The organism is Nocardia sp. NPDC056541 (genome assembly GCF_042794235.1).
GTDB lineage: Bacteria > Actinomycetota > Actinomycetes > Mycobacteriales > Mycobacteriaceae > Nocardia.
Genome location: NZ_JBHTUD010000001.1, coordinates 426,528 through 453,276, shown reverse-complemented (window position 1 = coordinate 453,276; position 26,749 = coordinate 426,528). Strand labels below are relative to the sequence as shown.

Genomic DNA, 26,749 nt, shown 5'->3' with positions numbered 1-26,749 from the left:
CGGCGCGTCGCTGCGCGGGTTCGCGCCGTGCACGCAACAGAGGCAGGCCGGCACCGGCCGGACGGGCCGGATGACAGACTGGCGCTATGGGAATGCAGCAGAACGATGGGCCGGTGCTGGTCCTGGGCGGGCGCAGTGAGATCGGCCTCGAAGTGGCGCGCAGGCTGGCACCCGGACGGGTGGTGATCCTGGCCGCTCGCCGTGCCGGCGCGTTGGCGGCCGAGGTCGAGCAGGTGCGCGCGGCGGGCGCGACCGCTGTGCACACCGTGGAATTCGACGCCGACGAGACCGCCACCCACGCGCCCCTGCTGGACAAACTGGCCGCCGAGCACGGTGGCATCGCGACAGCGGTGCTCGCCTTCGGCGTCCTCGGCGATCAGGATCGTGCCGAACACGACCCGGCGCACGCGGTGGCGGTCGTGCACACCGACTTCGTCGCCCAGGTCAGTGTCCTCACGACCCTGGCGACCGTGATGCGTGCGCAGGGATCCGGCCAGATCGTCGTCTTCAGCTCGATCGCGGGCGTGCGCGTGCGGCGGGCGAACTATGTCTACGGTTCGGCCAAAGCGGGCCTGGACGGCTTCGCCAGCGGCCTCGGCGACGCCCTGCACGGCACGGGCGTGCAGCTGTTGCTGGTGCGTTCGGGCTTCGTGATCGGGCGCATGACCACCGGCATGGCACCCGCGCCCCTGGCCATTACTCCCGACCAGGTCGCCGACGCCGTGGTCCGCAGTCTCGGCAAGGGCGCCACCCGGGTCGCGGTCCCCGGCCGCCTTGCCATTGCCTTCTTCGTGATGCGCCTGCTCCCGCAATCGGTCTGGCGTCGGATGCCACGGTGACCGCGTCCGGCGACGCGGCGGCGGACTGGACCGGCCACCCGATCGTGGTGGCCGGAATCGGGGCCGACGGTTGGGCGGGTCTGGGGGAGAACGTCCGCCGGGAAATCGGGGACTGTGACGTGGTGTTCGGCTCCTCGCGTCAACTGGCGCTGCTCCCGGCCGGCGATATCGAGCGGGTGCCGTGGCCGACGCCGCTGCTGCCCGCCCTGCCGGAGTTGTTCGGGCGCAATGCCGGTCGCCGCATCGGCGTGCTGGCCAGCGGTGATCCGATGTTCTACGGCATCGGTGTCACCCTGGCGCGCCGGTTCGGCCCGGCGGCGCTGCGGGTGTTCCCGCAGCCCTCCTCGGCGTCGCTGGCGTGCGCGCGGCTCGGGTGGCCACTGGCCGAAACCCCGGTGGTGAGTGTGGTTGCCCGGCCATTGCCCACCATCGTGCCCGAATTGTCCGAAGGTCGGCGGATTCTCGTCCTCAGCGAAGACGAGACGACGCCGAGCCGAGTCGCGGAAATGCTGTGCGACAAGGGATTCGGCGCCTCATCGCTGACGGTTCTCGAGCAACTCGGCGGCCCTGCCGAACACTGCCACACCGGCTCCGCGGCTACCTGGTCACACCCGCCCGGCCACCCGCTCAACATTGTCGCCATCGACTGCCGCGCCGATCCCGATACGCGGCGCGACACCCGATTGCCCGGTCTGGCCGACGCTGCTTTCGCCGGTGACGGCCAGCTCACCAAAGCCGAGGTTCGCGCCCTCACCGTCACCGCTCTCGCCCCCGCACCGGGGGAAATGCTGTGGGATATCGGCGGCGGGTCGGGCAGTATCGCCATCGAATGGTGCCGTACCCATCCGCTGTGCCGCGCCGTCACGTTCGAGCGGCTGCCTGCTCGCCGGGAACAAATCGCGACCAATATCACCGCCCTCGGGGTGCCGGGAATAACGATCCGCGGTGAGGTGCGCTCAGAGTTAGCCGAGGAAAATATCTCGGCTCCGGACGCCGTATTTCTCGGTGGTGGTCTCACCCAGGACGGCATGTTCGAGCAGTGCTGGCAGCGGTTGCGCCCCGGCGGCCGCCTGGTCGCCAACGCGGTCACCGCGGAATCGGAAGCGCTGCTGCTCGACTGGTCGGCGCGGTTCGGCGGAACCCTGCGCAAATTTCAGATCTATCGGGGTGAACCGCTCGGCGGGTTCACGGCCTGGCGACCGCACTTGCCGGTCGCTCAGTGGATTGTCCGAAAACCCGCTGGTCGCCGGAGTGTGGACGCTTAGCACCGATCACGGTCAGATCACGCGCAGATCACGGTGAATCCGTTCCCGCAGGGTCCGCGCGCCGTAAAAGTTTCGGACCGAACGTGTAGAACCCACGGCTCGGGGGTAGGGTCGTTGCCGTTCCGGGTAATCCCCCCGGTTCGTTTTCCACGATGGAGAGTTACATGGAGTACTCGAAGTTCGATGGTGATGCCGGCGCTGATGATTTCGGAGGGCTGTCCTGAGAGTTTTGATCCTCGGTGGCACCGGCGAAGCCAGGGAGTTGGCGCGCAGAGCGTCCGGTGAGCGTGGACTCGACATCGTGTCCTCCCTCGCTGGTCGAGTCGCCAATCCGCGGCTGCCGGTCGGTGCGGTCCGCGTGGGTGGGTTCGGTGGTGTCGAGGGCCTCCGAACCTGGCTACGCGAGAACGCGATCGACGCTGTCGTGGACGCGACCCATCCCTTCGCCGCGCAGGTGAGCGCGCACGCCGCCACCGCCGCGGCCGAGCTGGATATCCCGGCGTTGCATCTGCGCCGCCCCGAGTGGGTGCAGCGGCGCGGTGACCTGTGGACGCGCGTGCCCGATCTCGCCGCGGCGGCCGCGGCACTGACCGCGCGCGACGAACAGGTCCTGCTGACCATCGGCCGCCAGGGCGTCGGCGCGTTCGTCGGCTGCACGGGCCACGGTTTCGTCATCCGCTCCATCGATGCCCCTGAGGTCCCGCTGCCGCCGCGCGCCAAACTGTTGCTGGCGCGTGGGCCGTTCACGTTCGACGAGGAACTCGTGCTGATGTCGCGGCATCGCATCGATGTGCTGGTCACGAAGAACAGTGGCGGCGAGCAGACCGAGGCGAAGATCTTCGCTGCCCGCACCGCGGGGCTGCCGGTGATCATGATCGACCGGCCACCGCTGCCCGCGGGCGCCGTCACCGTGGCCGAGGTCGGCGACGCGGTCGAGTGGTTGCGTGAGTCCGCATCGCACCGGGTGCGCTGAACCGGGCGGCGGGGCCGAACTCCGTCAGCGCGGGTTCGGCGGCGTGAAGATGGTCGGCAGCTGGTCGAACCAGTGCAGGACTGCGCGCTCGTAGGCGATGCCGAATTCGAGGGTCGCGCGCTGGTGGGGAGCCAGGGCGGTCTCGTCTTCGTCGAGGTAGCGGTCGAGGCGATCTTGATGAATGTTCTTGTTGGCGGCGATGATCCGATCGCGATGCGCGGGATCCAGGTGCTCGCCGAAGGACAGCGTGAGCAGCAGCGGCACGCGGATGGTCTCGGCGCCGGGATCGCGCCCGATCCACTCGGCGAAGGCCTCGCGCCCGATATCGGTGATCCGGTACGGCGTGCGCTCTCTGGCGCCGCGTTCGCCTTTGGTCACCAGGCCCGCGGCGTCCATCGTGGACAGTTCGCGATAGACCTGGCTCTGGGTGATGGTCCAGAAGTCGCCGATGCGTTGCTGGGCCTGCGTGGCGAGATCCCAGCCCGACTTCGGGCCCTCGTGCAGGAACCCGAGTAGCGAGGCCGCGGTGGAGTTCAGTGGGCGGCGTCGAGTCGCGGTGTCGGTCAACGGTCAACTCCCTTCGAACTACATTCCTAAGTGGAATGTTACGCCTGGGTGCGCAGTCCACCAATAGTGCCGGTGTTGCGGCGCGTTCGCCGGACCGGGGTGCGGCGGTGGTGCTCGCGCGCTGAGCACCACCGCCGCGGTGATCGACTCGTCAGGCTCAGGCCAGCGCGAGGTTCACGATGTCACCGTCGGCCAGTTCGTAGGACGCCAGAGTGTTGGCGTCCTCGAGCTTGACCTCGCTCTCGGTGATGAGCTGCTGATCGGCCGCCGGAACGCCGGTCTGCTCCTGGATGAGGGCCTTGAGGTCCTTGACGGTCGCCGTGGTGTCGATATCGACCGCGATGGGCTCGCCGTCCAAGCCGTTGACCGTCAAGGTGATGCTGGAGGCACCCTCGGCGAGAGGCGCTCCGGGCAAGCCGGGCAATGCAGGCAGCCCGGGCGCTGCGGGTGCCGCGGGAGCCGCGGGTGCGACGGGGTCCGCTTGCGTCTGCGCTTCGGGAGCCGGCGCAGCCGGCGCTGAGGGCGCAGGCGGGGCCGGGGGAGCGGGCGCCTGGGCGGCCGCGGTGACCGGAACCGCCATGGCGGCGGCTATCAGGCCGACCGTCACACCGCGCCGTAATCGGGTACCGAGCGTGTTCTGTGCGTGGTGCTGAACTCTCATCGTGGTGAATCCTTTCATCGTCCTCGTGGGACGCGTTGGGGAATCGAACCAGGAAACGAGCTGTCAGACTGGTGTGCATGCGGGCATGCCCGCGGAACAAGTGTGCCATCGCACGGGCGTGTCGCCGGGCCTCGCGGGCGACGGGGGTTGCCGAGGATCGCGGAAGTCTCGGTCGGTCTCGGGGTCGCCGGGGTCGTCCGCGGTGCTGATTCGGCGGCCGTTCGGCCCGGGTGACGCGGGGTAGCGACCGTGCGGTTCGTGGACTGTCCGGCGCGGACTACCGGCTCGGTACCGACCCGTACCTACGCGAAGTAAAAACGCGGGTGCCTTCCGGCGTGTCGAACATGGTGGTGGTCGATGATCCGATGATCAGCAGGGTGCGCATGTCGACCTCGTCGGGATCGAGCTCACCGAGAGTGGTCACCCGGACGGATTCGGTGGGCCCGCCGACATCGCGGCCCAGCACCACCGGCGTGTGCGGCGGGCGGTGTTCGAGCAGGACCTCGCGCATGGCGCCGACCTGCCAGCGGCGCTGCGACGAGGCCGGGTTGTAGATCGCGATGGCCATATCGGCCGCCGCGACCGCCGAAAGTCGTTGTGCGACGACCTCCCACGGCTTGAGCCGATCCGACAGCGAGATCATCGCGTAGTCGTGCCCGAGCGGTGCGCCGACCCGGCTGGCCACCGCGTTGGCGGCCGTCAGGCCGGGCAGCACCCGCACCGGGACATCCTGGAACTGCGGTTCGGCCGACACCTCGAGAACGGCGGCCGCCATCGCGAAAACGCCGGGATCGCCCGAGGACACCACCGCGACGCGCGCGCCCCGCTTGGCCAGGTCCAGTGCCATCGCGGCGCGTTCGGATTCGACCTTGTTGTCGCTGGCGTGCCGTCGCTGACCCGCCCGCTCGGGGACGCGATTGATGTAGGTGGTGTACCCGACGAGGTCCGTCGCCTCCGCCAACGCGGCAGTGACCTGCGGCGTCGTCCAGTCCGCGTCGCCGGGCCCCAGACCGACGACGACGACTTCGCCCGGCGCCTCCGCTGATGCATCCGGCGAGATGTCCGGACGGGCAGGCGCCGCAGTCGCGGTGCCTGTGCGGTCGTCGGCGGCGGTGGGCTGACGGACGGAAGCGCCGCGCGCGGGGATCACGGTGGTCGGCGTCGGACCCGGGACCAGGGTGATCGAGAAGTACGGCACGTCGGCCTCGTCGACGTCGGCCGCGGCGAGCACTCGCTGACGAGTGCTGCTCGCGCGTTCGACGTAGTACGCGTCGGCCAACCGGCCGGAATCCGAGAGTGCCTGGCGTACTCCGGGAAACGTGCGCCCCAGCTTCATGATCGCGGCGGCGTCGGTCTCGCGCAGCCGCTCGGTCAGCTCCTCGACGGGCATGGTGCCGGGCAGCACCGTCAGCACTTGCTCACCCTCCACCAGCGGAGTTCCCAGCGCCGCGGAGGCCGCGCTCACCGAGGTGATGCCGGGGATGATCTCGGCCTCGAATCGATCGGCCAGCCGCCGGTGCATGTGCATGTAGGAGGAGTAGAACAGCGGATCACCGGCGGCGAGCAACGCGACGGTACGCCCCGCGGCCAGATGGGTGGCCAGCCGCGCGGCCGCCTGCTCGTAGAATTCGTCGATCGCGCCCTGGTATCCGCCGGGATGGTCGGTGGTCTCCACGGTCACCGGGTAGACCAGGTGCTCCTCGATCTGCCCGGCGCGCAGATACGGCTCTGCGATGGCGCGGGAGATGCTGCGGCCGTGCTTGGCGCTGTGGAACGCGACCACATCGGCTTCGGCGATGAGCCGGGCGGCCTTCACCGTCACCAGTTCCGGATCGCCGGGACCGAGGCCGATACCCCACAGTTTGCCGATGCTGATCTCACTCACTCCTGTTCGCTCGCAATCGCATTCAGTGCCGACGCGGTGATCGCGCTGCCGCCGCGCCTGCCACGGACGGTCAGATACTCGATCCCGCCGAAGTCGATCAGCGCCTGCTTGGATTCGGCGGCACCGATGAACCCGACCGGGATGCCGATGATCGCCGCGGGTCGCGGCGCACCGGAGTCGAGCATGTCGAGCAGGTGGAACAGCGCGGTCGGTGCGTTGCCGATGGCCACCACCGCGCCGTCGAGCTGGTCGCGCAACAGCTCCAGCGCCGCCACCGAGCGTGTATTGCCCAGTCGCGCGGCGAGTTCGGGCACGCGCGGGTCGGTGAGGTTGCACAGCACCGCGTTGTCGGCGGGCAGTCGCTTGCGGGTCACCCCCGAGGCGACCATATTGGCATCGCAGATGATCGGCTTTCCTGCGTGCAGCGCGGCGCGCGCGGCGGCGACCACACCGGCGGAGAAGGCGATGTCGGGGGCCAGGTCGACCTGCCCGCAGCCGTGGATCATCCGCACCGCCACCCGTTCCACATCGGCGGGAAAACCGGCGAGATCCGCCTCGGCGCGGATCGTCGCGAACGAGCGCCGATAGATCTCGGCCCCGTCGGTGAGGTAGCTGGCACGCACGTCGGACATGGCGACAACCCTAGAACCTGGGTCTGACGTGGTGTCCGGCGGCTCAGGTACGGGGGCGTTCGAGAATGCGCGACATCACCAGCGAGCTGCGGGTGCGCCCGACGCGCGCGTTCTCCCTGATCCGCTCGACCGTCACCTCGATCTCGGCCATGTCGGTGGCCATCACGTGCACGAGCGCGTCGGCCTCACCCGCGATCGTCCACACTCCGACGACCTGTGGAATCGGTTCGAGGGTGCGCCGCAGCTCGGCCGGGGAGATGTTGTCGCGGTAGTAGACCTCGACGTAGGCCTCGGTTTTCCAGCCCAGCGCGGCCGGGTTGACCTGCGCGGTGAACCTGGTGATCTGTCCGCTCGCGACCATCTTGTCCACCCGCCGCTTCACCGCGGGCGCGGACAACCCGACCACCGAACCGATCTCCTGGAACGAGGCGCGGGCGTGGACGAGCAGCTCCGCGAGAATGCGCCGATCGATATCGTCCACGTCGCTCCTTCGTCGGCACGCAATGATTCCCCATTCTTACATCGAAATGCACAACGAATCGGTGTTCCGGGCGCAATGGGACGGCGATTACGGTCGGTGAAACCGTCCGCGCTGCCACCAGGAGTCCTGATGACCGCCGCCAGCCCCCTTCGTGTCTCAGCACCCGCGCGGACCGCCTCCCCGCGCCGTTATGTGCTGTGCCGCCCCGACCATTTCGAGGTCACCTACGCGATCAATCCGTGGATGGATCCGGCCGCTCCGGTCGACCGGGCCCGCGCGCTCGCCCAGTGGGAGATCTTGCGCGCGACCCTGGAAGCACACGGGCACACCGTGGAAACGGTGCCCGGCGAACCCGGTCTGCCGGATATGGTCTTCGCCGCGAACAGCGGCATCGTGATCGGTGGACACGCGCTCTCGGCCCGGTTCGCCCACCCCGAACGCGCCGCCGAGGGACCCGCCTTCCATCGGTGGTTCGCGGCCCGGGAACTGCGTGAGCTGGCCGCCGCGGCCGAAACCAACGAGGGGGAGGGCGATTTCGCGTTCGCCGGGCGGCGGATTCTGGCCGGTGTCGGGTTCCGCTGTTCGCTGTCGGCGCACGCGGAGGTGGAACGGTACTTCGACGTGCCGGTGGTGTCGCTCGAGCTGGTCGACCCGCGCTTCTATCACCTCGACACCGCGCTGATGGTCCTCGATGACACCACCGTGGCCTACTACCCGGCCGCGTTCAGCCCGGCCGCTCGCGAGGTGCTGACCGCCCTCTACCCCGACGCGATCCTCGCCGACGACAACGACGCGCTCTGCTTCGGCTTGAACGGGCTCAGCGACGGCGAACACGTCTTCCTCGACCCCGGCGCCACCGGTCTCATCGCGCAGCTGCGGGCGCGGGGATTCGTCCCCGTTGCGCTGGATCTGTCCGAACTGCGCAAGGGCGGCGGCGGCGTGAAGTGCTGCGTGCTCGAGCTGCACACCCGCCGCGACACGGCCGTGGGCTAGCCGGACCCCACCGCCACCGCCCACATACTGGGCCGATGGCACACCCCGAGCACAGCACCGAGGAACGGCGCGCGAGCTGGACCGAGCTGTTCTTCGACCTGGTCGCCGTGGCGGGTATCGGCCAGCTCACCCACCTGTTGCACCGCGGCCCCTCGCTGGGTGAATTCGGGCTGTATGTGGTGCTGTATCTGGCCTTCTGGGTGGTGTGGGCCTGTGTCACCGTGTACAGCAACGTCGCGGGCGAGCAGGCGCGCACCACGATGGTGTTCGGGTGCATGTTCGGTCTGTGCGTGATGATGGCCGCCGTCGACGGTGCCCCCGACGAGCACATGAACGTCTTCGCCGCGATCTATGTGCTGGTGCGGGTGGCGTCGTCGTCGGCGTGGCAGCGTGGCCAGATCGTGGTGGACTGGCCGATCGCGCAGATCGGCGCGGGCACCGTGCCCTGGCTGGTGTCGCTGTGGGTGCCCGCACCGTGGAAGTTCGTGCTGTGGGCGGTGGGGCTCGCGATCGACCTGTGGATCATGTTCGCCATCGACTCGGAACGGCTGATGGTCGATGCCGAACGGCGGGTGCGGGCCCGGTTGCGCCGCGGCGACGGAGGGCCGCCACGCGGCGGGTCGGGTCGACGCTCGCGCGAGACGACGCCACCGAAACTGCAAGCGCTGCACGCCGATGCGCCGCACCTGGGGGAACGGCTCGGCCAGTATCTGATCATCGTGCTGGGTGAAGGGGTGATCTCGGTGATCGCGGCGGTGTCGGCGGAGGAGTGGACCGTCGCGGTGTGCGTCATCGGGGCGGGATCGTTCCTGTGCCTGATCGCGATGTGGGCGCTGACCTTGCGCTACGGGTTCGTGCCGCGCCTGATGGGGCAGTCGCCGGGCGCTGTCGGTATGCCCTATCAGCGGGTGATGGCGGTTCACTGCGCGATCAGTGGTGCGATCGCGACCGTCGCCGCGGGGCTGGGTCTGGTCGCGGCGCACCCGTCGGGTCATCTGCCCGCCGGGCTCGGCTGGGTGCTCGGTGGTGGTGCCGCCGCCTTCTTCCTGGTGTGCGGCCTCGGTGGGGTGCGCAGCGCCGGGGCACGGTGGTTGCTGCGGTGGCCGGTGCCGTGCCTGGTGGTCGCGCTCGCGCTCGGTGGGGCGGCGCCGCACATCGGCGGGGTGTGGTTGGTGCTCGGCGTGATGGGCACCCTCGCCGCGGCGGTGGTCTCGGAGACAATGCGCTCAGCGCGTCCCGTGTAGCGACCTGGATCTGCTGAATGCCGTGCTACGCGTGCACTTTCCCGTGATCGATGCGACATCGGATCGGAGACGGGCAGTGCACGCGTAGCGCGGTGGTTCACTCGTACTCGGTACCGCCATCGCGCAGCACGTACGCGGCGGAGACGATCTTGCCGATCGCCCGGCCACCGAGAATCGGGGACTGGCGTTCGGTGGCAGGTCGCACCACCAAGCCCTCGCGGATGTTGGTTCCCGCGCCGCTGACGGTTTCGGTGCCCTCGGCCAGCTCCATGAGCAACTCCGCGTCGTAGGCGCCCTCGTAGAGGACCGGCACGCGCGAGACGGTGAGGCCGAGATCGTCGAGCAGGGCGCTGATCTCGTGATGGTCGAGCCAGCGGACCGGCGCCGCGCCGGTGTCCACCGCGATGTCGAACAGCCCGAAGCCGAGCGACTCGTCGTGCGCGGCGGACGCGCCGTAGTGCAGGTCCTGCACGCCCGCGCCGTACACCTCGCCGAACAGGCCGATGCGGTCGGCGTCGAGCGCGGCGGCGAGTTTGCGAGCGGTCTCGTCGAGCCCGTGGGCGCGGATCGCGCGCCAGTACAGGTTGCCGTCGGCCTCGGTCAGCGACAGCGACCGGCCACCGACCCCCTTGGACGACACCAGAATTCGGTCACCGTCACGCACATGGGTGATCAGGCAGGCGGTGCCGTGGATCTTCTCGGTCGCCACCACCGGTTCCCCCGGCGCGAAGATGCCGGGAAACCGCTTGATGTTCTCGACGTCGACCCACCGCAGCAGATCCGGCGCCGGCTCGACCTGACCCGACATCGAGACCGGTACCGGCGGAACCCATTTCACGATCCCGAGCGACTCGGCGAAGTCGGTCCGTGCGAGCGCGGCCGCCGCGAGATCCACTCCGTCCAGCGCGGCCGGGGTGCACACGATGCCCTGCGACACCTCGCCGCGCAGCCGCACCGCCTTCACCCGATTACGCAGCGAGCCCGCGAGTTTCCCGGTCAGGCCCAGCTCGGCGATCAGCTCGCCGGGCAGCACCGACTGTTCCGGAATGTAGATCGCGTGATCACCCGTCGTGAACTGACCCTTGGCGACCACGGCCCGGTACAGCCCTACCTGGGCCAGTTCGAGCCGATCGGCATTCGGATGTGGTACGACGACGAGCCGCTCGGCTGTCACCCGCAGTGTGGACATGGGAACCCCTCGTAGTGAGAAGGCAAGGGTACGAAACGATCCCGCGACCGTCGATCGAGTTTCGCTCGGCCGCCGTGAGGTCAGGGCGTGGTGGTCGCGTCGTCGGTGTCGACGCGATAGCCGTGATCGGTGGCGACGACATCGGTCACGGGACCGCGTGGGCGACCGCAGCGCCGATCGCACCCCGACCAGTGCTGGCGGCCCGCGACGGTGACGGATTCGGCCGCGACGAGTTCCATCGTGGGCCTGCGCTGCTCTAAAGCCGCAGTCGCGGTTCCGTTCTCGGGATCGGTTGAGGTGGCGGTGTGCTCGGTCGGCTCGTCGAGTCCGGCCGCTTCGGGCAGGACACGGTCGGATTCGACGGCGGCGGCCAGGTCGGCGCGAACATCGGTGCGCGATTTCGCGCAGCCGGGGCGTCCGGCACACGCGCTGACCTGCAACCACGGCGAATTCGCATCGAAGATCAGGCCCATCGGCGCCAGTACCCGCACCACGGTTTCAGCCGGTCCCTCGTCGAGGTCGGTGATCACCAGGCTGCGCCAGGGGGTGACGAAGACGGGCCGTTCGACAGCGGCGAGGAATTCGGTCGTCCTGGCCGACAACGTGCCGAGCGGCACCCCGGCGCCGAGCGTGACGAGGCCGTCCTCCTGATCGAGCCAGCCGATCGGAACAGCGTGTGTCGCACCGAGTTCGAGCGGTTCGCCGACGGGCGAGCGGTCGAGCGTCTCGACCACCGATTCGACCCCGCCCGCAATCTCGTGCAACCGCCACTGCCCCGACTCGCTGGTCCCCCGCAGATCGAGAAAGCCGCGCGCCGCGTCGAGCATCACGTCGACCGCGTCGCCCGCGGTGACCCGAAGCCCGGTGTCGGAGCCCGCCAGCAGCAGCGCGAACTCGTCGGCGCCCACCGCCTGAACGCCGATGTCACCGCGCAGCGTGCTCACATCACCGCGTCCGTCGTCGAGGGTGAACAGCACGCGTCCCGGCAGCTGCGCCAGCTGCGGATCGCCGCGCAATCCGGCGTCGAGGTCGATCGCGAGCCCGTGCACGTCCGCGAACCCGCCGACTCGCCCGGACAGCGGTGAGGCCACGATATTGCGCACCCGCTCGTGGGTCTCGCTGGGCAGCAGACCCGCCGCACCCAGCCGTTGCGCGAGTTCGGAGGCGTCCCGGACCTGCCGCAGCTGAATATTTCCCCGCGAGGTCAGCTCGAGGTTCCCGTTGCCCAGGTCACGCGCAGCGTCGGCCAATGCCTGCAGCTGCGCCGATGTCAACCGCCCGCCCGGCACGCGGATCCGCGCCAACGGCCCGTCGGCAGCGTGATGCAACCGCAGAACCCCTGGGCAAGAATCGGGCGCGCTCCTGGTCATGATGCTCAAGCCTACGACGCACCCGCTACGGCCCGTACCGCACCGTGCGGGGCCGCCGCCCGCTCCGCCCAGCGGCGAGGTCGCCCGCCCGCGCGGTCCGGCGGATGTGACGGGGCCCTCTCGCGTGACGGGGCGATTCGCGGGTAGTCGCTAGGGTGAGTGGCGGATCCTTCGCCGGCCGAGTACTGACAGGAGAGTCGCCGCATGCTGCGTGAATTCGTGGACAAGCGTGTCGTTCCCGCGCTCGACAGGGTCGCGCAGGCCCAGGCGCCGGTGGTGCACCGCTACGTCGACTGGCTGGGCCGCAGGCACCCGCAGGACGCGCCGGTGGAGATCGTGCAGCGGCTCTCGCGCCAGTACCTGGTGGTCGTCACCGCCAGCGGCGTCACAGTGGGGCTCACCGCCGCGGTGCCCGGGGTGGGCACGGTGCTGGGTCTGGCCGCGACCGGAGTGGACACCCTCGTGTTCCTCGAGGCGTCGTCGGTGCTGTCCGTCGGCGCCGCCGCGGCGTACGGCCTCGAACCCGACGACTCGCGGCAAGCGCACCTGGTGTCGAAGGTCGTGCTCGGCGACGCGGGCACCAAGGTGCTCGACGAGACCGCGGGCCACAAGACGGGCCAGTGGCTCTCGGTCGTCACCGACCACATCCCCGGTCTGGCGAGCATGCCCGATTCCCCGGCCAAACGGTTCATCGTCAACTACCTGGTCAAACGCACACTGCTGCTGTTCGGCACCCTGATTCCGGCGGGAATCGGTGCGGTGATCGGTGGCGTGGGCAACAACGCTCTCGGTCAGCTGGTGGTCGCGAACGTGTACCGCAATCTCGGCACGGGTTCCCCGGAGATGGTCGCCGCGGGCACCGGCCGACCGACGACTTGACCTTCGACTCACTCGAACCCCGATCATGAACCGGTGCCCGACACCGAGCTGATCACCATCGGAGCCTTCGCCCGCGCCTGCGGCCTGAGCGCCAGTGCCCTGCGCTTCTACGCGGACGCCGGCATCCTGGCCCCCGCCGTCGTCGACGGGGTTACCGGCTACCGCTACTACGCCCCGGAACAGTCCGCTCCCGCCCGCCTGCTGCGTCACCTGCGCGCGATGGACATGCCACTGCCCGCGGTGACCGCCCTGCTCGCCGAACCCGATCCCGCCCGTGCGCTCGTCCTCCTCGACGCGCACCTCGCCGACCTGGACCGGCACCAGGGCGAGGTCCGCGCCGCTGCCGCGGCCGCCCTCGGCGCCCTCCTGGCCACCCACGGATCGGCGTCCGGAGTCGGTGGGAGCGGGCATCGCGACCAAGTCTCGGTGCCGACCGGTGATCGAGGCAGTGCTCGATCGCCGCTCGTGCGAAACCCGGAGTCGGAGCGAGGTCTGCCGGGAACGCGCGACGACATGTGGGTGCGCGGACCGGTGCTGGCGGCGGCGATCGACCAGGTCGCGACGGCCACGGTCGCCGATCCGGATCTGGCGGTACTCGACACGATGCTGTTCGAGACCGACGGGCACCAGCTGATCCTCACCGCGACGGATCGCTACCGCCTGGCGACCCGCACCGTCCGCCCCACCCGCGCCGGTGCCGCGGTCTGGAACGCGACGGTGGACGCCGACGACCTCCGTGCGGCCGCGTCCTGGTTGCGTCGCCGGCACGTGGTCGCGATCCGACCCCATCGCGACAGCATCGAATTCCGCATGGCCACCACGGATTCAGTCGACCGAGACCGCACGGGCGGAGGCGGTGAGCCGGCGACGCGCCACGCCGCCCAGCCCGATGGCACCCGCTGCCGCTGCCGCCGATCGACCCACGACTTCCCCGACTACCGAGCGATGCTGGCCGCGCTCGCCCCCGTGCGGACCCGCGTCGTGCTCACTCGTGCGGCGCTGCTCGACGCCATGGAACACGCCGACTCGCCCACGGTGGTCCTGCACACGACCGACTCCGGTTCCGTATCCGTGACGGCCGCCGGTCCGTGGACGGCGCACGCCTCACCGACACGCTCCGCCTCGACGGGCGGTCCGGTCGAGCAGGAGAGTTCGAGCGCCGAGGCCGCCGCGTGCGCGGAACCGGGTGCGGCGCGGCACATCCCACAGGCGACAGTCACCGGCCCTGCAATGACGATCCATTTCGCCGTCACCACCCTCTACCCGGCCGTCGCCACCGCCGTCGGACCCGACGTGATGCTCGACCTCATCGCCCCCGACCAGCCTGTTCTGATCCGCTCCGCCGACGACGGCGACTTGTCGACCCTGGCCATGCCGTGCAGACCCGAACCCACCGAGGAGACCTCCCGATGACCACCGCTGACCCGATCATGAACCGAATCACCCAGGGAGTCACCGACTTCCGCACCGGCGACGCCGAATGTGCCCGCACGACGCTGCTCGAGGTCTGGGCCGAGGTAGGCCCCGCCGGTGACCCGCTGCACCGCTGCACCCTCGCTCACTACCTGGCCGACGTCTACGACGACCCGGCCGAAGCCCTGGTCTGGGACGTTCGAGCCCTCGACGCCGCCGACGCCCTCACCGACACCCGCCTGAACGACCACCACGCGGGCCTGCGGGTCGCCGGCTTCTACCCCTCGCTGCACCTCAATCTCGCCGACAACTTCCGCCGCCTCGGCGCGTTCCCCGCCGCCACCCGCCACCTCGACGCCGCCCGCGAACGCCTCGACATCCTCCCGGACGACGACTACGGCGCTTTGATCCGCGACGTCGTCGCCGAGCTCGCCGTGTCCATCGCGGCCGAAGACACCACCCGGCGGCCCACCCATTGACGACAGCGACCGGCTGAGCACCGCCTCGCGGATCGAGATCATCAGGCAGTGGCGCGGAGTCCTCGCGCCATCGCCTGCTGATCGATTGTCCAGCGGCGGGGAGCGGGCTGGAAAGTTGCGGGCGGGACTGGCCCAGTAGCATCGTCTTGCTCGGCGGGCGTCGAGGAAACCGGTGGAAATCCGGTGCGGTCGCGCCACTGTGAACAGCCAGACCCTCCCCGGCGAGCACCGCATACCCCGATGGGCGCGTAACCCGAGGAAGGTCTCACCCTGTGATCCTGCTGCTGTCCACCTCCGACACCGACCTGCTGAGCGCCCGCGCGAGCGGCGCCGAGTACCGCTGGGGCAATCCCGCGCGGCTGCTCGTGGAGGATCTGCCGGAACTGCTCGACGGCGCTGATCTGGTGATCGTGCGAATCCTCGGTGGCAAGCGCGCCTGGGAAGAGGGCCTCGACGCGATCCGGGCGAGCGGCGTGCCGATGGTGGCGCTGGGTGGCGAGATCGCACCCGACGCCGAGCTGATGGAATGCTCGACGGTGCCGGTCGGTGTCGCGGCCGACGCGCACAACTACCTCGCCGCGGGCGGCGCCGAGAACCTGCTGCAGCTGCACAACTTCCTGTCCGACACGGTGTTGCTGACCGGGCACGGTTTCGAACCGCCCGCGCAGCTGCCCACCTGGGGCGAGCTCGACCGGTCCTCGCGGATCCTCGAACCGCACGCCCCGACGGTCGCCGTGGTCTACTACCGCGCCCAGCATCTCGCGGGCAACACCGCCTACATCGAGGCGCTGTGCAAGGCGATCGAGGCCAAGGGCGCTCGCCCGCTCCCGGTCTACGCGGCCTCGCTGCGCACCGCCGAATCCGAACTCCTCACTCTGCTCGGTCGCGCCGACGCCCTCGTGGTGACCGTCCTCGCGGCGGGTGGCAGCAAGCCCGCGACCGCCTCGGCCGGCGGTGACGACGAAGCCTGGGATGTGGCCGCGCTCGCCGCGCTGGACGTGCCGATCCTGCAGGGCCTGTGCCTGACCAGCGGGCGCGCGCAATGGGAAGCCAACGACGACGGCCTGTCGCCGCTCGATGTCGCGACCCAGGTCGCGGTGCCCGAATTCGACGGCCGCATCATCACGGTGCCGTTCTCCTTCAAGGAGTTCGACGCCGATGGTCTGTCCGCCTATGTTCCCGACGCCGAACGGTGTGCCCGCGTGGCGGGGATCGCCGTACGGCACGCCCGCCTGCGTCACATCCCGGCCGCGGACAAGCGGATCGCGATCATGCTCTCGGCGTATCCGACCAAGCACGCCCGCATCGGCAATGCCGTCGGTCTCGACACCCCGGCCAGCGCGATCCGCCTGCTCACCGAACTGCGTTCCGCCGGTTATGATCTCGGCGATATCGACGAGATCCCCGGCCTGGTGGAACGGGACGGTGACGCGCTGATCCACGCCCTGATCGCCGCGGGTGGTCAGGACCCGGAGTGGTTGAGCGCGGAACAACTGGAGGGCAACCCGATTCGCATCGGCGCCGCCACCTACACCCGCTGGTTCGAGTCGCTGCCCGAGGACCTGCGCGAGGCCGTCGTCGAGGCGTGGGGGCCGCCGCCCGGCGAACTCTACGTCGACCGGTCGGCCGATCCCCAGGGCGAGATCGTCATCGCCGCACTGCGTTTCGGCAATGTGGTGCTGATGGTGCAGCCGCCTCGCGGGTTCGGGGAGAACCCCGTCGCGATCTACCACGATCCCGATCTGGCGCCGAGTCACCACTATCTCGCCGCCTACCGCTGGCTGTCCGCGCCCGACGGTTTCGGCGCCGACGCGATGGTGCACCTGGGCAAGCACGGCAACCTGGAGTGGCTGCCCGGCAAGACCCTCGGCATGTCCGCCTCCTGCGGTACCGACGCGGCGCTGGGTGATCTGCCGCTGATCTACCCGTTCCTGGTCAACGACCCCGGCGAGGGCACCCAGGCCAAGCGTCGTGCGCACGCCACCCTCGTCGACCATCTGATCCCGCCGATGGCGCGCGCCGAAACCTATGGCGACATCTCCCGTCTGGAGCAGCTGCTCGACGAGCACGCCAACATCTCCGCCCTGGATCCGGCCAAACTGCCCGCCATCCGTCAGCAGATCTGGACGCTGATGCGCGCGGCGAAGATGGACCACGACCTCGGCCTCGCCGAACGCCCCGAAGAGGACGTCTTCGACGACATGCTGCTGCACGTCGACGGCTGGCTGTGCGAGATCAAGGACGTCCAGATCCGCGACGGCCTGCACATCCTGAGCGAGGCTCCCGAGGGGGAGATGGAACTCGACCTGGTGCTGGCCATGCTGCGTGCCCGTCAGCTGTGGGGCGGCGAGCAGAATGTGCCGGGCCTGCGAGAGGCGCTGGGGCTCAGTGAATCCGGCGACGAGGCCCGCGTTCGCGTGGATGTGGTCGAGGCCCGTGCTCGCGAACTGCTCGGTGCGTTGCAGGCGACGGACTGGTCGGTCGACGCGGTTGAGCAGCTGGTCGCGGACTTCGAGACCGCGATCCTGGACGGGCACCGCGCCGCAGCGTCGAGCACGAACCTCGCCGTGGTGGTCGCCGACGCCGAGCGGCTGGACCAGGTCGCCACCATCTTGCGGTTCGCCGCCACCGAGGTCGTGCCGCGCCTGCGTGAGACCAGCATCGAGATCCCGCGTGTGCTGCATGCGCTCAACGGCGGGTTCGTTCCGGCGGGCCCCAGCGGTTCCCCGCTGCGTGGTCTGATCAACGTGCTGCCGACCGGTCGCAACTTCTATTCGGTCGACCCCAAGGCTGTCCCGTCGCGGTTGGCCTGGGAAACCGGTCAGGCGATGGCGGAATCGCTGCTGGCCCGCTACCTTGCCGACCACGGCGAGTACCCGAAGTCGGTCGGGTTGTCGGTGTGGGGCACCTCGGCCATGCGCACCTCCGGCGACGACATCGCCGAAGTGTTCGCGCTGCTCGGTGTCCGGCCGGTGTGGGACGAGGCGAGCCGCCGCGTCACCTCGCTCGCGGTGATCGAACTCGAAGAACTCGGGCGCCCGCGCGTCGACGTCACGGTTCGCATCTCCGGGTTCTTCCGCGACGCCTTCCCGCACGTGCTGGCGCTGCTCGACGACGCGGTCCGCCTCGTCGCCGATCTCGACGAGCCCGCCGAGTCGAATTACATTCGCGCACACGCGCAATCGGACCTCGCCGAGCACGGTGACACCCGGCGCGCCACCACGCGCATCTTCGGGTCCAAGCCCGGCACCTACGGCGCGGGCCTGCTCCAGCTCATCGATTCCAAGAGCTGGCGCACCGACGACGACCTCGCGCAGGTCTACACCACCTGGGGTGGTTACGCCTACGGCCGCGACCTCGACGGCGCCCCCGCCGCCGACGACATGCGCACCGCCTACAAGCGCATCGCGGTCGCCGCCAAGAACACCGACACCCGCGAACACGACATCGCCGACTCCGACGACTACTTCCAGTACCACGGCGGCATGGTCGCGACCGTGCGCGCGCTGACCGGCAAGAATCCCGAGGCTTACATCGGCGACTCGACCCGCCCCGATGCCGTGCGCACCCGCACGCTCTCGGAGGAGACCGCTCGCGTGTTCCGTGCCCGCGTGGTGAACCCGCGCTGGCTCGAGGCGATGCGCAGGCACGGGTACAAGGGCGCCTTCGAAATGGCGGCCACCGTCGACTACCTGTTCGGCTACGACGCCACCACCAACGTCGTCGCCGACTGGATGTACGAGAAGCTCTCCGAGAGTTATGTGTTCGACGACGTGAACCGCAAGTTCATGGAGCAGTCCAACCCGTGGGCCCTGCACGGTATCACCGAACGGCTCCTGGAGGCCGCCGAGCGCAAGCTGTGGGAGCACCCCGAGCAGGAGACCCTGGACAAACTGCGGCAGGTCTACCTGGAAACCGAGGGTGAGCTGGAGTGACCGCACTTGCCGCAAAACTGCAACACGTTCTAGTGTGAGGCATGGTGCGCCGTGGCGATCCCGCCCGGCGCCCGCGGAGGAAAGGGGCACGATGAGTAGCTCCCCTGGCTATTTCACGCACGCGGACGGCGTCTACACGCCGATGCGGTACTCGCTGAGCCTGTGGGCGCCCAGCACGCTGTCCGGGCCGCCGGTGTGCGGGTTGATGGCGCGCGAGGTGGAGGCGGGGTACTGCACCGGCGGGTTCGCCCCGGCGCGACTGACCGTCGACCTGCACCGTCCGGTGCCCGCCGTGCCGCTGACCATCGCCAGCGAACTGGTCCGCGACGGCAACCGGGTCCGCTCGGTGAGCATCGTCGTGCGTGCCGACGGCGAGATCGTCGCCCGTGGCAGCGCGCTCCTGCTGAAGCGTTCGACCCAGCCGCCAGGCGAGGTGTGGCGCCCGGACCGGGATCGGCCGCTGCCGCCTCCGAGTGCGCTGGCCACCATCGACCAGACGATGCACCTGTTCGGCAGTGACGGGCAGGGGTGGTCGATGAATATGACCGAACATCAGAACGACGCCCGCAAACGCAAGTGGGTGCGCAATATTCCGGTCGTCGCGGGGGAGCCGTCGTCGCCGTTCTGCTACGCGGCGATGACCGGCGAGCAGACCAGTCTGGTCACCAACGGGGCACCGAGGGCATCGGTTTTATCAACACCGATGTATCTATCACGTTCTCGCGCATGCCCGTCGGTGACGAAATGGGCCTCGAGGCGGAGAGCCACCTCAGCGACGACGGGATCGCGGCGGGCGCGGCGGTGCTCTACGACGAGCGCGGCGCGTTCGGCATCTGCACGACGACCGCGCTGGCCAACGAACGCAGGCAGATCCGCGGCGATGTCATCGACGAGCTGTCGGAGTCGTTCGCGGCGGACGCGCTCGGGCAGCCGCAAGTCCGGTGAACGCCGTCGCGTACAGGATCGTGCCGGTCGTCGTGGTGGCGAGCAGGTAGCCCTGCGTGATCGACCGGGCGACGGGAACCGGCGACAGCGCCGCGGCCAACCGTCAATGCCCCGCTGAGCCGAGCCTCACGCTTTCGGTGCCGCGAACGTGGGCGGAGGGCGGGTGTCACCGCAGTGACGTGGACACCGACCGGACAAGCGCCTCGGCATACGGACGTGGTGCGGGCTCGGCATCGGGGCCGGTGGCGTAGTAGCGCAAGAACGCCTCGTGGAAGCAGGCGCCGTTCAACAGTGCCGCAGCGGTGTGGGGATCGGCCGTCGCGGCGATCCGGCCCAGTTCCTGTTCGGCCCGCAGATATCCGGCGATCGACTCGACCGCCCGATCGGGCCCCGCACCATGGCGGCTCATCGCGTCGCGATGCGCTGCCATGCGCTGCGGGTCGGCCAACAGTGCGCCCAGCATCGGAATGGATCGCTGGTAGAACGTGAGCGTCGCGGCGGCGAGTTCGGTGAGATTGCCTTCGACCGTTCCCGCGCCTGCGGCGATGGTCACGCGTGACGGCCCGGGCACTCGTTCCTGGAGGACGGCCAATAGCAGGCGCTCTTTGTCCCCGAAGTACTTGTACAGCGTGGGTTCCGAGACGCCGCTCGCGTGCGCGATCTCCTTGGTGGTCGCCTGCGCGACACCGCGCGTCCGCAGAATCTCGGCCGCGGCGTCGAGGATCCGATCCCGTGTGCTCACCCGTGATCCTTCCGGCACTGGACAGTTAGTGAATACTAGCCCACACTGTGGTTAGTAATCACTAACCCTGTTCGACCTGGAGGTACGCGATCGTGTCGCGAAAGATTCCGAAGAAGCCGATTGCCGTTGCCGCGGTCATGGTCTTGGTCGGCGTGCTGGGCGCGGTCGGCGCCGTTGTCTACCTCACGTTTCTGCGGTCGGCAGAGAACTCGCCGTCCCTGGCCTGTGATGGGGGAAGGCCGTCCGGCTCAGGGCCGGTGGTGGTCGCGGCGGGAGCGAGCATGACCCAGGGCACGCTCGGCGCGAATTGGGTCGGCGCGCTGCGCGATCGGCCCGAATTCGCCGGCTACACGTTCGTCAACGCCGGGGTGAACGGCAATACCGCCGCCGATCTACTCGGCCGGGTCGACACCGATGTGGTGCGCTGCCGTCCGGACGCCGTCGTTCTGCTGGTGGGCACCAACGACGTGCGCGCCGACGTGTCTGTCGATCGGTATCGCGCCGATCTCGGCGCACTTGTGGGTCGCATCGGATCCCGGACGTCCGCGCGGATCGCACTGCTCTCGTTGCCGCCCCTGGGGGAGGATCTCGATGCCCCGATCAATCACCGTCTCGCCGACTTCAATGCCGCGATCGAGAACGTCGCGACCACGGCCGGTATCGGCTATCTTCCCGTCAACGAGCAGTTCGCGGACCGCTTACGCCGATCTGCCAGTGCTACAACGACATTCGATTTCGGCTTTTCGCTCGCCTTCCGCGCCGCGGCGAAGCACTACCTACTCGGCCGAACGTGGGACGACGTCGCCCACAGTCATCATCTCGAACTCTTGGTGGACCACATCCACCTCAGTGACCAGGGTGGGGCCATTGTCACCGAGCTGGTCGGCAGATGGCTGGCAGCCGCGTCGTGAGCTACGCGGAGATCAGGGTCACGATGAGTTCGTCGGCGATCGACTCGGCCTTCACCATGCCGGTGCCCAGGTAGAGGGTCGCCGCGCGGGGGCGGCCGTCGGCCAGTGGTACGACCGAGACCGCGTCGACGCGGCGGCCCGCGAGCTCGTCGTAGGGTGACTCGTCGGTGACGTCGAAGGCGGTGTACTTGCCGGAGTTGGCGACGTATTCGATGTTCACCGGGTCGACCAGCGGCTCGAACGGGTCGCGCCACGGTGCGCCGCCGATGCGCAGTTCCGCACCGTCGACGCCGGCGTCGAAGAGCAGGGTCGAACCGTTGTGGAAGGTGAATTCGATCGGGCCCTCGGTGCGGTCGATCTCGTCGCCCAGGACATAGAACATCCGGCGGACGGCGACGATGGTCCCGTCGACCGCGGCATTGAGCGCGGTGCGGCCGTGCTCATCGGTGTCGGACATAGGTTTTCCTCTGCAGCGGTCGATGCCGGGCGGATGAAACATCATGTCGCCGCGCGGCCACCGCACGCAACTCGGCCCCGGCGTGTTCGTCCCGCGCACGACGCGCCGCCGCCCCGCTCGTAGAGTGGAACCCATGGTGGACCACGACACCACCGACGCGGTGGCGCGCGCGGCCGAGCTGCTGCGCGGGCGCCGCACCGTGGTGATCTCCGGCGCCGGGCTGAGCACCGACAGCGGGATTCCCGATTACCGCGGTCCCGGCTCGCCGCCGCGCACGCCGATGACCTATCAGCAGTTCGTCGGTGACCCGGTGTTCCGGCAGCGGTATTGGGCGCGTAACCACATCGGCTGGCGGCGGATGGACGCTGCCCGGCCCAACCCCGGTCATCGCGCTGTCGCCCAGCTGGAGCGGGCGGGTGCGGTATCGGGAGTGATCACCCAGAACGTGGACCTGCTGCATATGAAGGCGGGGGCGCGTCAGGTGATCGATCTGCACGGAACGTATGCGCGAGTGCGTTGTCTGCGGTGCGAGAATCTGATATCCCGAATGACCCTCGCGCAACATCTCGAAGCGGCCAATCCCGGTTTCGCGGACAATGTTTCGGCGGGCGCCACCGGTATCGAAGTGGCACCCGACGCCGATGCCGTGGTGACCGATACCGACCGATTCCGGATGGTCGATTGCCTGGCGTGCGGCGGAATGCTCAAACCCGACATCGTGTATTTCGGTGAGAATGTGCCGCCGGACCGGGTGGCAGCCGCTTTCGGCCTGGTCGAACGAGCACAGGCGATCCTGGTGGCCGGTTCCTCGTTAACGGTGATGTCGGGCCTGCGATTCGTGCGCAGAGCCGCGAAAAACGGTGTGCCAGTGGTGATCGTGAATCGTGGACGTACCCGCGGCGACGACCTCGCCACCCTCCGGATCGACGCGGGCTGCTCGGAAACTCTGTGCGCGCTGGCCGAACTCGGCCGCTGAATTCCCGCGCGCCGAACTGACAGTTCACAGCCCCGCGGCCTATCGTTTCCGGGTGAAACGAACGGTAACTTGATCCCTCGGTGAAGGCGGCGAATCCGACGTGGGTAAGCTCTGCGCACCAGTGCATGAAGAGTTCCACCCGCGGCGCAATGTTTTCCTCGCAGCGGGGTTGTCGGCCCTCGTGTGGGCCGAATGATCGACCCCCACTTGCCAGCCGATCAGAACCAGGGCTTTTCCATGACCGATACCGTCGTTGCCGAATCACGCCTCACGCACCGCCAGACACTCACCATCCTGTCCGGGCTGCTACTGGGGGTGTTCCTCGCCGCGCTCGATCAGAACATCGTCAGCGTCGCCATCGTCCGGATCGCGAACAGTCTCGACGGGTTCGACGAACAGGCATGGGCGACAACGGCATACCTGATCACGGCCACCGTCACCACGCCGCTCTACGGCAAGCTCGCCGACATCTACGGGCGCAAACCGTTCTATCTGCTGGCGATCGCTCTGTTCGTGATCGGCTCGGCCGCCTGCTGCTTCGCGACCACCATGTATCAGCTGGCCGGGTGCAGGGCCTTTCAGGGGCTGGGCGCGGGCGGGTTGATGTCGCTGGCGTTCACCATCGTCGGTGACATCGTGCCGCCGCGCGAACGGGTCCGCTACCAGGGATATTTCCTCATGGTGTTCGGCATCGCGACAGTGCTCGGCCCGGTGGTCGGTGGCTTCCTGTCCGATTACGAGAGCCTCGGTGGCATCGAGGGCTGGCGCTGGGTGTTCCTGGTGAACGTGCCCGTCGGTGTGCTGGCGTTCCTCGTGGTCGCGAAGGTGCTGAACGTGGGGCACACCCGCCAACGCAGCCGGATCGACTGGTTCGGCGCGATCACCCTCATCGTGGGTGTGGTGCCGCTGCTGATCGTGGCCGAGCAGGGGCGGATCTGGGGGTGGACCGCGCCGAAATCGCTGCTCTGCTACGGCATCTGCGCGGGCGGGCTGCTGCTGTTCGTCCTGGTCGAATTCCTCATGAAGGACTCGGCGCTGATCCCGCTGCGGCTGTTCCGCAGCTCCACGTTCAGCATCGCGATCCTCGGCGGGTTCCTCGTGGGCGTCGCGATGTTCGGCGCGATCACGATGGTTCCGCAGTATCTGCAGGTCGTGCGTGGTTTCTCACCGACCGAGGCGGGGCTGCTGATGTTGCCGCTGGTCCTCGGGATCATGGTGGGCGCGCAGATCTCGGGGCTGATCACGAAAGCCACCGGCCGCTACAAGGTGCTGCCGGTGCTCGGTGCGCTGATCCTGGCGATCGGGTGCGCGCTGTTCGCCAGGATCACCTATGACGGTCCGCTGTGGCAGCCGCTGGCCTTCAGCGCGATCATGGGTTTCGGGCTCGGTGGCTGCATGCAGACGCTGGTCATCGCCGCGCAGAACGCGGTCGGGCGCACCGAGATGGGTGTGTCGACCGCGGCGGCGACGTTCTTCCGTCAGCTCGGCGGGACCCTCGGGGTCGCGGTGTTCCTGACCGTGCTGTTCGACGGGCTGCCCGCGTCGATCCTGGAAGCCTTCGGTGGCAGTCTGCCGCCCGGTTTCGACGGCGCGCGCCTCGACGGCCTGCTGAGCGATACCAGCGGCATCGCCACGCTGCCCGACGAGTTGCGGATCCCGATCCTCGAGGGATTCACCGACTCGATGCACAGCGTGTTCCTGCTCGCCGCCGACCTCGCCGTGGTGGCCTGCCTGGTGCTGGTCTTCATGAAAGAGATTCCGCTGCAGGAGGATCCGGCGCCGGACGATCAGTCCGATGCCACCGCGCTGCGCGATGTGAGCCTGCACGACGCGCACGAGATGGCGGGCGAACTGCACCCCGTCGCCACCGGTCGGGTGATCGCGGGGCTGTTGCGCCGCGACGACGCGCGTCCGGTACCCGCCGCGACGCTCACCCTGATCGATCAGCACGGGCATCAGGTGGCCCGTGGCAACGGCGACGCCGACGGTGCGTACGTGATCGAGGCGCCCCGGCCGGGCAACTATGTACTCATCGCCGCGGCGGCCGGGCATCAGCCCGAAGCGGTGAGCGTGTCGATCGGGGAGCGTGCCCAGCACGTCGACCTCATGCTCACCGGCGCGGGTGAACTCACCGGGATCGTGCGATCGGCGCGGCGCGGCGAACCGCTCTGGGGTGCCACGATCACGCTGACCGATCCCGAGGGCGAGGTGGTGGGCGCGGCGATCACCGGCGAAGACGGCACCTACGTGTGCCGCGACGTCGTGAGCGGTACCTACACCCTGGTCGCGGTCGCCGATCACATGCGGCCGGCGGCAGTCGCGCTGACCGTGCCGGAGACGGGCTCGCTGCATCGCGACATCGACCTCGAACCGATGGCCATCCTCCTGGGCTCGGCCTGGGTGGACGGTGACCGCCCCGTCGCCGATGTGCAGATCACGGTCCTGGACTCGGGCGGCGATCCGGCAGCGACGGCGCGCACCGACGAGAAGGGGCGGTACCTGGTACCTGACCTGCCGGAGGGGGAGTACACGGTGGTCGCCCGCGGCTACCCGCCCGTCGCGAGTCAGGTATCGGTGACCCGCGGCGAGATCACCCATGATGTGACGCTGGGATACGAGAACGAGGAGTCGATGAACCGCCGGTAGGCGGGTCGAGCGCAGCATCGGGCAGGGTGCGCGGCGTGCCGATCAGGCGGACTCGGCGACCTGTTCGTCGCGGTAGGACTCGGCCAGCTCGGTCAGGGGAATCGAGAGGGCCTCGGCCAGACCGACGACCGTGCCGAAGGCCGGTGAGGGCAGCCGTCCCGACTCGATCTTGCGCAGCGTTTCCGGGGAAATACCCGCTCGCAGGGCCACCTCGGCGAGGTCGCGGTCGCCGCGAGCGGTGCGAAGGCGGCGGCCGAGACGGCGGCCTGCTTCGACCTGCGCGGGGCTGAGCGGGAGTCGGACCATGCGACCGATGGTATGTCCTCGCGAACACGATGGCCAAGCTGAGTAGGGATCTCCGTTTTCGCCTCGCCCGGGCGGTGGCGGTGGTAGGTGTCAGGGGAGGACATCGAAGTTCGAAAGGTATGGGTATGACACGACGGTTCGAGGGCAAGGTCGTTTTCGTGACGGGAGCGGCGCGTGGGCAGGGCAGGGCCGAGGCGGTGCGCTTCGCCGAGGAGGGTGCCGACGTGATCGCGATCGACGCGTGCGCGGAGTTCGCCAGCACCAGCTACGCGGGCGCGACCGAGGCGGATCTGGCCGAGACCGTGAAGCTCGTCGAAGCGGCGGGCGCCGAGATCGTCGCGAGCAAGGTCGATGTGCGCGATTTCGACGGGCTGTCCGCGGCGCTGGCGGCGGGCATCGAGCAGCTGGGCAGACTCGATGTGGTGGTGGCCAACGCGGGCATCTGTTCGGCGGCGATGTCGTGGGAGATCACCGCCGAGCAGTGGCAGGAGACCATCGACGTCAACCTGACGGGCGTGTTCCACACCGCGAAAGCTGCTGTGCCCCATTTGATCGCGCAGGGCGAGGGTGGCGCGATGGTGTTCATCAGTTCGGTGGCGGGTCTGAAGGGCACGCCGTTCACCGGCCACTATGTCGCGACCAAGCACGCGATCACGGGTCTGGCCAAGACGATGGCGAACGAGCTCGGCGCGCACCGGATCCGGGTGAACACCGTCCATCCCGCGGGCGTGGCGAGCGGCATGCAGATCAACGAGATGGGCCCGCTGTTCGAGGAGTACGGCGCCACTCTCGCGCCCATCTTCATGAACGCCCTGCCCAGCCACATCTGTCAGCCCGAGGAGATCGCGGCGACCGTGGCCTGGTTGTGCTCGTACGAGGCGAGCCAGATCACCGGTGCGCAGATTCCGGTGGACATGGGCAACCTGAACCGCTGATTTTGGTATTTTTATACCGGCGCGGC

24 protein-coding genes and 1 pseudogene are annotated in these 26,749 nt (G+C 69.0%); 15 read left to right on the top strand and 10 right to left on the bottom strand.

Going from position 1 to position 26,749, the window contains the following annotated elements:
• Positions 1 to 86 precede the first annotated feature (86 nt).
• The 3 genes from ACFQ9R_RS02085 to ACFQ9R_RS02075 all read left to right on the top strand — a co-directional run bounded on the left by ACFQ9R_RS02085 (position 87) and on the right by ACFQ9R_RS02075 (position 3,077).
• Positions 87 to 839: an SDR family NAD(P)-dependent oxidoreductase gene (locus ACFQ9R_RS02085; RefSeq protein ID WP_378988026.1), complete on the top strand. Its 753-nt coding sequence runs from the start codon at positions 87 to 89 to the stop codon at positions 837 to 839.
• Positions 836 to 2,104, top strand: a complete 1,269-nt coding sequence (cbiE, locus tag ACFQ9R_RS02080) for a precorrin-6y C5,15-methyltransferase (decarboxylating) subunit CbiE (RefSeq protein ID WP_378988024.1) — start codon at positions 836 to 838, stop codon at positions 2,102 to 2,104. Before ACFQ9R_RS02085 ends, cbiE begins: the two co-directional genes overlap by 4 nt.
• A 220-nt stretch (positions 2,105 to 2,324) precedes the next feature.
• Entirely contained in the window at positions 2,325 to 3,077 is a 753-nt protein-coding gene (locus ACFQ9R_RS02075) for a cobalt-precorrin-6A reductase (protein ID WP_378988470.1), read from the top strand.
• Between the two features lie 24 nt (positions 3,078 to 3,101).
• Here ACFQ9R_RS02075 and ACFQ9R_RS02070 read toward each other — a convergent pair whose 3' ends face one another.
• The 5 genes from ACFQ9R_RS02070 to ACFQ9R_RS02050 form a co-directional block, all read right to left on the bottom strand.
• The gene (locus ACFQ9R_RS02070; protein ID WP_378988022.1) at positions 3,102 to 3,644 is read right to left on the bottom strand and encodes a PadR family transcriptional regulator; all 543 of its coding nucleotides are present in this window, start codon (positions 3,642 to 3,644) and stop codon (positions 3,102 to 3,104) included.
• Positions 3,645 to 3,801: 157 nt separating this feature from the next.
• Complete coding sequence (locus tag ACFQ9R_RS02065; RefSeq protein ID WP_378988019.1) at positions 3,802 to 4,305, bottom strand: ubiquitin-like domain-containing protein; 504 nt, start codon at positions 4,303 to 4,305, stop codon at positions 3,802 to 3,804.
• A 277-nt stretch (positions 4,306 to 4,582) separates the two neighbouring features.
• Positions 4,583 to 6,181: a precorrin-3B C(17)-methyltransferase gene (gene cobJ / locus ACFQ9R_RS02060; RefSeq protein ID WP_378988468.1), complete on the bottom strand. Its 1,599-nt coding sequence runs from the start codon at positions 6,179 to 6,181 to the stop codon at positions 4,583 to 4,585.
• A 5-nt stretch (positions 6,182 to 6,186) separates the two neighbouring features.
• The gene (locus ACFQ9R_RS02055) at positions 6,187 to 6,822 is read right to left on the bottom strand and encodes a precorrin-8X methylmutase (protein WP_378988017.1); all 636 of its coding nucleotides are present in this window, start codon (positions 6,820 to 6,822) and stop codon (positions 6,187 to 6,189) included.
• A gap of 43 nt (positions 6,823 to 6,865) precedes the next feature.
• Positions 6,866 to 7,303, bottom strand: a complete 438-nt coding sequence (locus tag ACFQ9R_RS02050) for an Lrp/AsnC family transcriptional regulator (protein WP_378988015.1) — start codon at positions 7,301 to 7,303, stop codon at positions 6,866 to 6,868.
• Positions 7,304 to 7,432: 129 nt separating this feature from the next.
• Here ACFQ9R_RS02050 and ddaH point away from each other — a divergent pair, with 129 nt between their 5' ends.
• A complete protein-coding gene (gene ddaH / locus ACFQ9R_RS02045) occupies positions 7,433 to 8,296 on the top strand; it encodes a dimethylargininase (RefSeq protein ID WP_378988013.1) in 864 nt (287 codons plus the stop codon).
• 35 nt (positions 8,297 to 8,331) lie between these two features.
• Positions 8,332 to 9,540 (top strand): low temperature requirement protein A, encoded by a 1,209-nt coding sequence (locus tag ACFQ9R_RS02040; protein ID WP_378988011.1) that lies wholly within the window; start codon positions 8,332 to 8,334, stop codon positions 9,538 to 9,540.
• Positions 9,541 to 9,637: 97 nt separating this feature from the next.
• Here the strand turns inward: ACFQ9R_RS02040 and ACFQ9R_RS02035 are convergent, their stop codons facing one another.
• Positions 9,638 to 10,729 carry an RNA ligase (ATP) gene (locus ACFQ9R_RS02035; protein ID WP_378988009.1) on the bottom strand — a complete coding sequence of 364 codons (1,092 nt, stop codon included), beginning with the start codon at positions 10,727 to 10,729 and terminating at the stop codon, positions 9,638 to 9,640.
• An 80-nt stretch (positions 10,730 to 10,809) separates the two neighbouring features.
• Positions 10,810 to 12,099, bottom strand: coding sequence for a precorrin-3B synthase (cobG, locus tag ACFQ9R_RS02030; protein ID WP_378988006.1), 1,290 nt, complete (start codon positions 12,097 to 12,099; stop codon positions 10,810 to 10,812).
• A 204-nt stretch (positions 12,100 to 12,303) separates the two neighbouring features.
• On the opposite strand from cobG, the gene ACFQ9R_RS02025 reads away from it, so the two are divergent.
• From ACFQ9R_RS02025 to ACFQ9R_RS02000, 6 genes and pseudogenes are all read left to right on the top strand, one after another.
• Positions 12,304 to 12,978, top strand: a complete 675-nt coding sequence (locus tag ACFQ9R_RS02025; RefSeq protein WP_378988003.1) for a hypothetical protein — start codon at positions 12,304 to 12,306, stop codon at positions 12,976 to 12,978.
• A gap of 33 nt (positions 12,979 to 13,011) precedes the next feature.
• Complete coding sequence (locus ACFQ9R_RS02020; protein WP_378988000.1) at positions 13,012 to 14,391, top strand: MerR family transcriptional regulator; 1,380 nt, start codon at positions 13,012 to 13,014, stop codon at positions 14,389 to 14,391.
• Positions 14,388 to 14,870: a hypothetical protein gene (locus ACFQ9R_RS02015; RefSeq protein WP_378987997.1), complete on the top strand. Its 483-nt coding sequence runs from the start codon at positions 14,388 to 14,390 to the stop codon at positions 14,868 to 14,870. The genes ACFQ9R_RS02020 and ACFQ9R_RS02015 overlap by 4 nt, the downstream gene beginning before the upstream one ends.
• A gap of 272 nt (positions 14,871 to 15,142) precedes the next feature.
• Positions 15,143 to 18,805, top strand: a complete 3,663-nt coding sequence (gene cobN / locus ACFQ9R_RS02010; RefSeq protein WP_378987994.1) for a cobaltochelatase subunit CobN — start codon at positions 15,143 to 15,145, stop codon at positions 18,803 to 18,805.
• Positions 18,806 to 18,896: 91 nt separating this feature from the next.
• Positions 18,897 to 19,145: pseudogene (locus tag ACFQ9R_RS02005) on the top strand (acyl-CoA thioesterase domain-containing protein); the annotation flags it as partial.
• Positions 19,146 to 19,531: 386 nt separating this feature from the next.
• Positions 19,532 to 19,750 carry a hypothetical protein gene (locus ACFQ9R_RS02000; protein WP_378988481.1) on the top strand — a complete coding sequence of 73 codons (219 nt, stop codon included), beginning with the start codon at positions 19,532 to 19,534 and terminating at the stop codon, positions 19,748 to 19,750.
• A 166-nt stretch (positions 19,751 to 19,916) separates the two neighbouring features.
• Here ACFQ9R_RS02000 and ACFQ9R_RS01995 read toward each other — a convergent pair whose 3' ends face one another.
• Positions 19,917 to 20,492, bottom strand: coding sequence for a TetR/AcrR family transcriptional regulator (locus ACFQ9R_RS01995; RefSeq protein WP_378987991.1), 576 nt, complete (start codon positions 20,490 to 20,492; stop codon positions 19,917 to 19,919).
• 92 nt (positions 20,493 to 20,584) lie between these two features.
• Here ACFQ9R_RS01995 and ACFQ9R_RS01990 point away from each other — a divergent pair, with 92 nt between their 5' ends.
• Positions 20,585 to 21,403 (top strand): SGNH/GDSL hydrolase family protein, encoded by an 819-nt coding sequence (locus ACFQ9R_RS01990; RefSeq protein ID WP_378987988.1) that lies wholly within the window; start codon positions 20,585 to 20,587, stop codon positions 21,401 to 21,403.
• A 1-nt stretch (position 21,404) separates the two neighbouring features.
• On the opposite strand, the gene ACFQ9R_RS01985 is transcribed toward ACFQ9R_RS01990, so the two are convergent.
• Positions 21,405 to 21,860, bottom strand: a complete 456-nt coding sequence (locus ACFQ9R_RS01985) for a hypothetical protein (RefSeq protein WP_378627515.1) — start codon at positions 21,858 to 21,860, stop codon at positions 21,405 to 21,407.
• A gap of 133 nt (positions 21,861 to 21,993) precedes the next feature.
• Between ACFQ9R_RS01985 and ACFQ9R_RS01980 the strand changes: the two genes are divergently transcribed.
• A complete protein-coding gene (locus ACFQ9R_RS01980; protein WP_378987985.1) occupies positions 21,994 to 22,836 on the top strand; it encodes an NAD-dependent protein deacetylase in 843 nt (280 codons plus the stop codon).
• Positions 22,837 to 23,073: 237 nt separating this feature from the next.
• On the top strand, positions 23,074 to 25,482 hold the full coding sequence (locus tag ACFQ9R_RS01975; RefSeq protein ID WP_378987982.1) for an MFS transporter: 2,409 nt from the start codon (positions 23,074 to 23,076) through the stop codon (positions 25,480 to 25,482).
• 42 nt (positions 25,483 to 25,524) lie between these two features.
• On the opposite strand, the gene ACFQ9R_RS01970 is transcribed toward ACFQ9R_RS01975, so the two are convergent.
• Positions 25,525 to 25,788 (bottom strand): helix-turn-helix domain-containing protein, encoded by a 264-nt coding sequence (locus tag ACFQ9R_RS01970; protein WP_378627518.1) that lies wholly within the window; start codon positions 25,786 to 25,788, stop codon positions 25,525 to 25,527.
• 119 nt (positions 25,789 to 25,907) lie between these two features.
• Here ACFQ9R_RS01970 and ACFQ9R_RS01965 point away from each other — a divergent pair, with 119 nt between their 5' ends.
• Complete coding sequence (locus ACFQ9R_RS01965; protein ID WP_378987979.1) at positions 25,908 to 26,723, top strand: mycofactocin-coupled SDR family oxidoreductase; 816 nt, start codon at positions 25,908 to 25,910, stop codon at positions 26,721 to 26,723.
• Positions 26,724 to 26,749 lie beyond the last annotated feature (26 nt).

Coding starts and splice junctions, on each gene's coding strand:
- ACFQ9R_RS01965 (WP_378987979.1), top strand. CDS start 25,908: ATGGGTATGACACGACGGTTCGAGGGCAAGGTCGTTTTCGTGACGGGA.
- ACFQ9R_RS01970 (WP_378627518.1), bottom strand. CDS start 25,788: ATGGTCCGACTCCCGCTCAGCCCCGCGCAGGTCGAAGCAGGCCGCCGT.
- ACFQ9R_RS02055 (WP_378988017.1), bottom strand. CDS start 6,822: ATGTCCGACGTGCGTGCCAGCTACCTCACCGACGGGGCCGAGATCTAT.
- ACFQ9R_RS02035 (WP_378988009.1), bottom strand. CDS start 10,729: ATGTCCACACTGCGGGTGACAGCCGAGCGGCTCGTCGTCGTACCACAT.
- ACFQ9R_RS01980 (WP_378987985.1), top strand. CDS start 21,994: ATGGTGGACCACGACACCACCGACGCGGTGGCGCGCGCGGCCGAGCTG.
- ACFQ9R_RS02040 (WP_378988011.1), top strand. CDS start 8,332: ATGGCACACCCCGAGCACAGCACCGAGGAACGGCGCGCGAGCTGGACC.
- ACFQ9R_RS01975 (WP_378987982.1), top strand. CDS start 23,074: ATGACCGATACCGTCGTTGCCGAATCACGCCTCACGCACCGCCAGACA.
- ACFQ9R_RS02065 (WP_378988019.1), bottom strand. CDS start 4,305: ATGAGAGTTCAGCACCACGCACAGAACACGCTCGGTACCCGATTACGG.
- ACFQ9R_RS02000 (WP_378988481.1), top strand. CDS start 19,532: ATGCCCGTCGGTGACGAAATGGGCCTCGAGGCGGAGAGCCACCTCAGC.
- ACFQ9R_RS02085 (WP_378988026.1), top strand. CDS start 87: ATGGGAATGCAGCAGAACGATGGGCCGGTGCTGGTCCTGGGCGGGCGC.
- ddaH (WP_378988013.1), top strand. CDS start 7,433: ATGACCGCCGCCAGCCCCCTTCGTGTCTCAGCACCCGCGCGGACCGCC.
- ACFQ9R_RS02025 (WP_378988003.1), top strand. CDS start 12,304: ATGCTGCGTGAATTCGTGGACAAGCGTGTCGTTCCCGCGCTCGACAGG.
- ACFQ9R_RS01985 (WP_378627515.1), bottom strand. CDS start 21,860: ATGTCCGACACCGATGAGCACGGCCGCACCGCGCTCAATGCCGCGGTC.
- cobG (WP_378988006.1), bottom strand. CDS start 12,099: ATGACCAGGAGCGCGCCCGATTCTTGCCCAGGGGTTCTGCGGTTGCAT.
- ACFQ9R_RS02015 (WP_378987997.1), top strand. CDS start 14,388: ATGACCACCGCTGACCCGATCATGAACCGAATCACCCAGGGAGTCACC.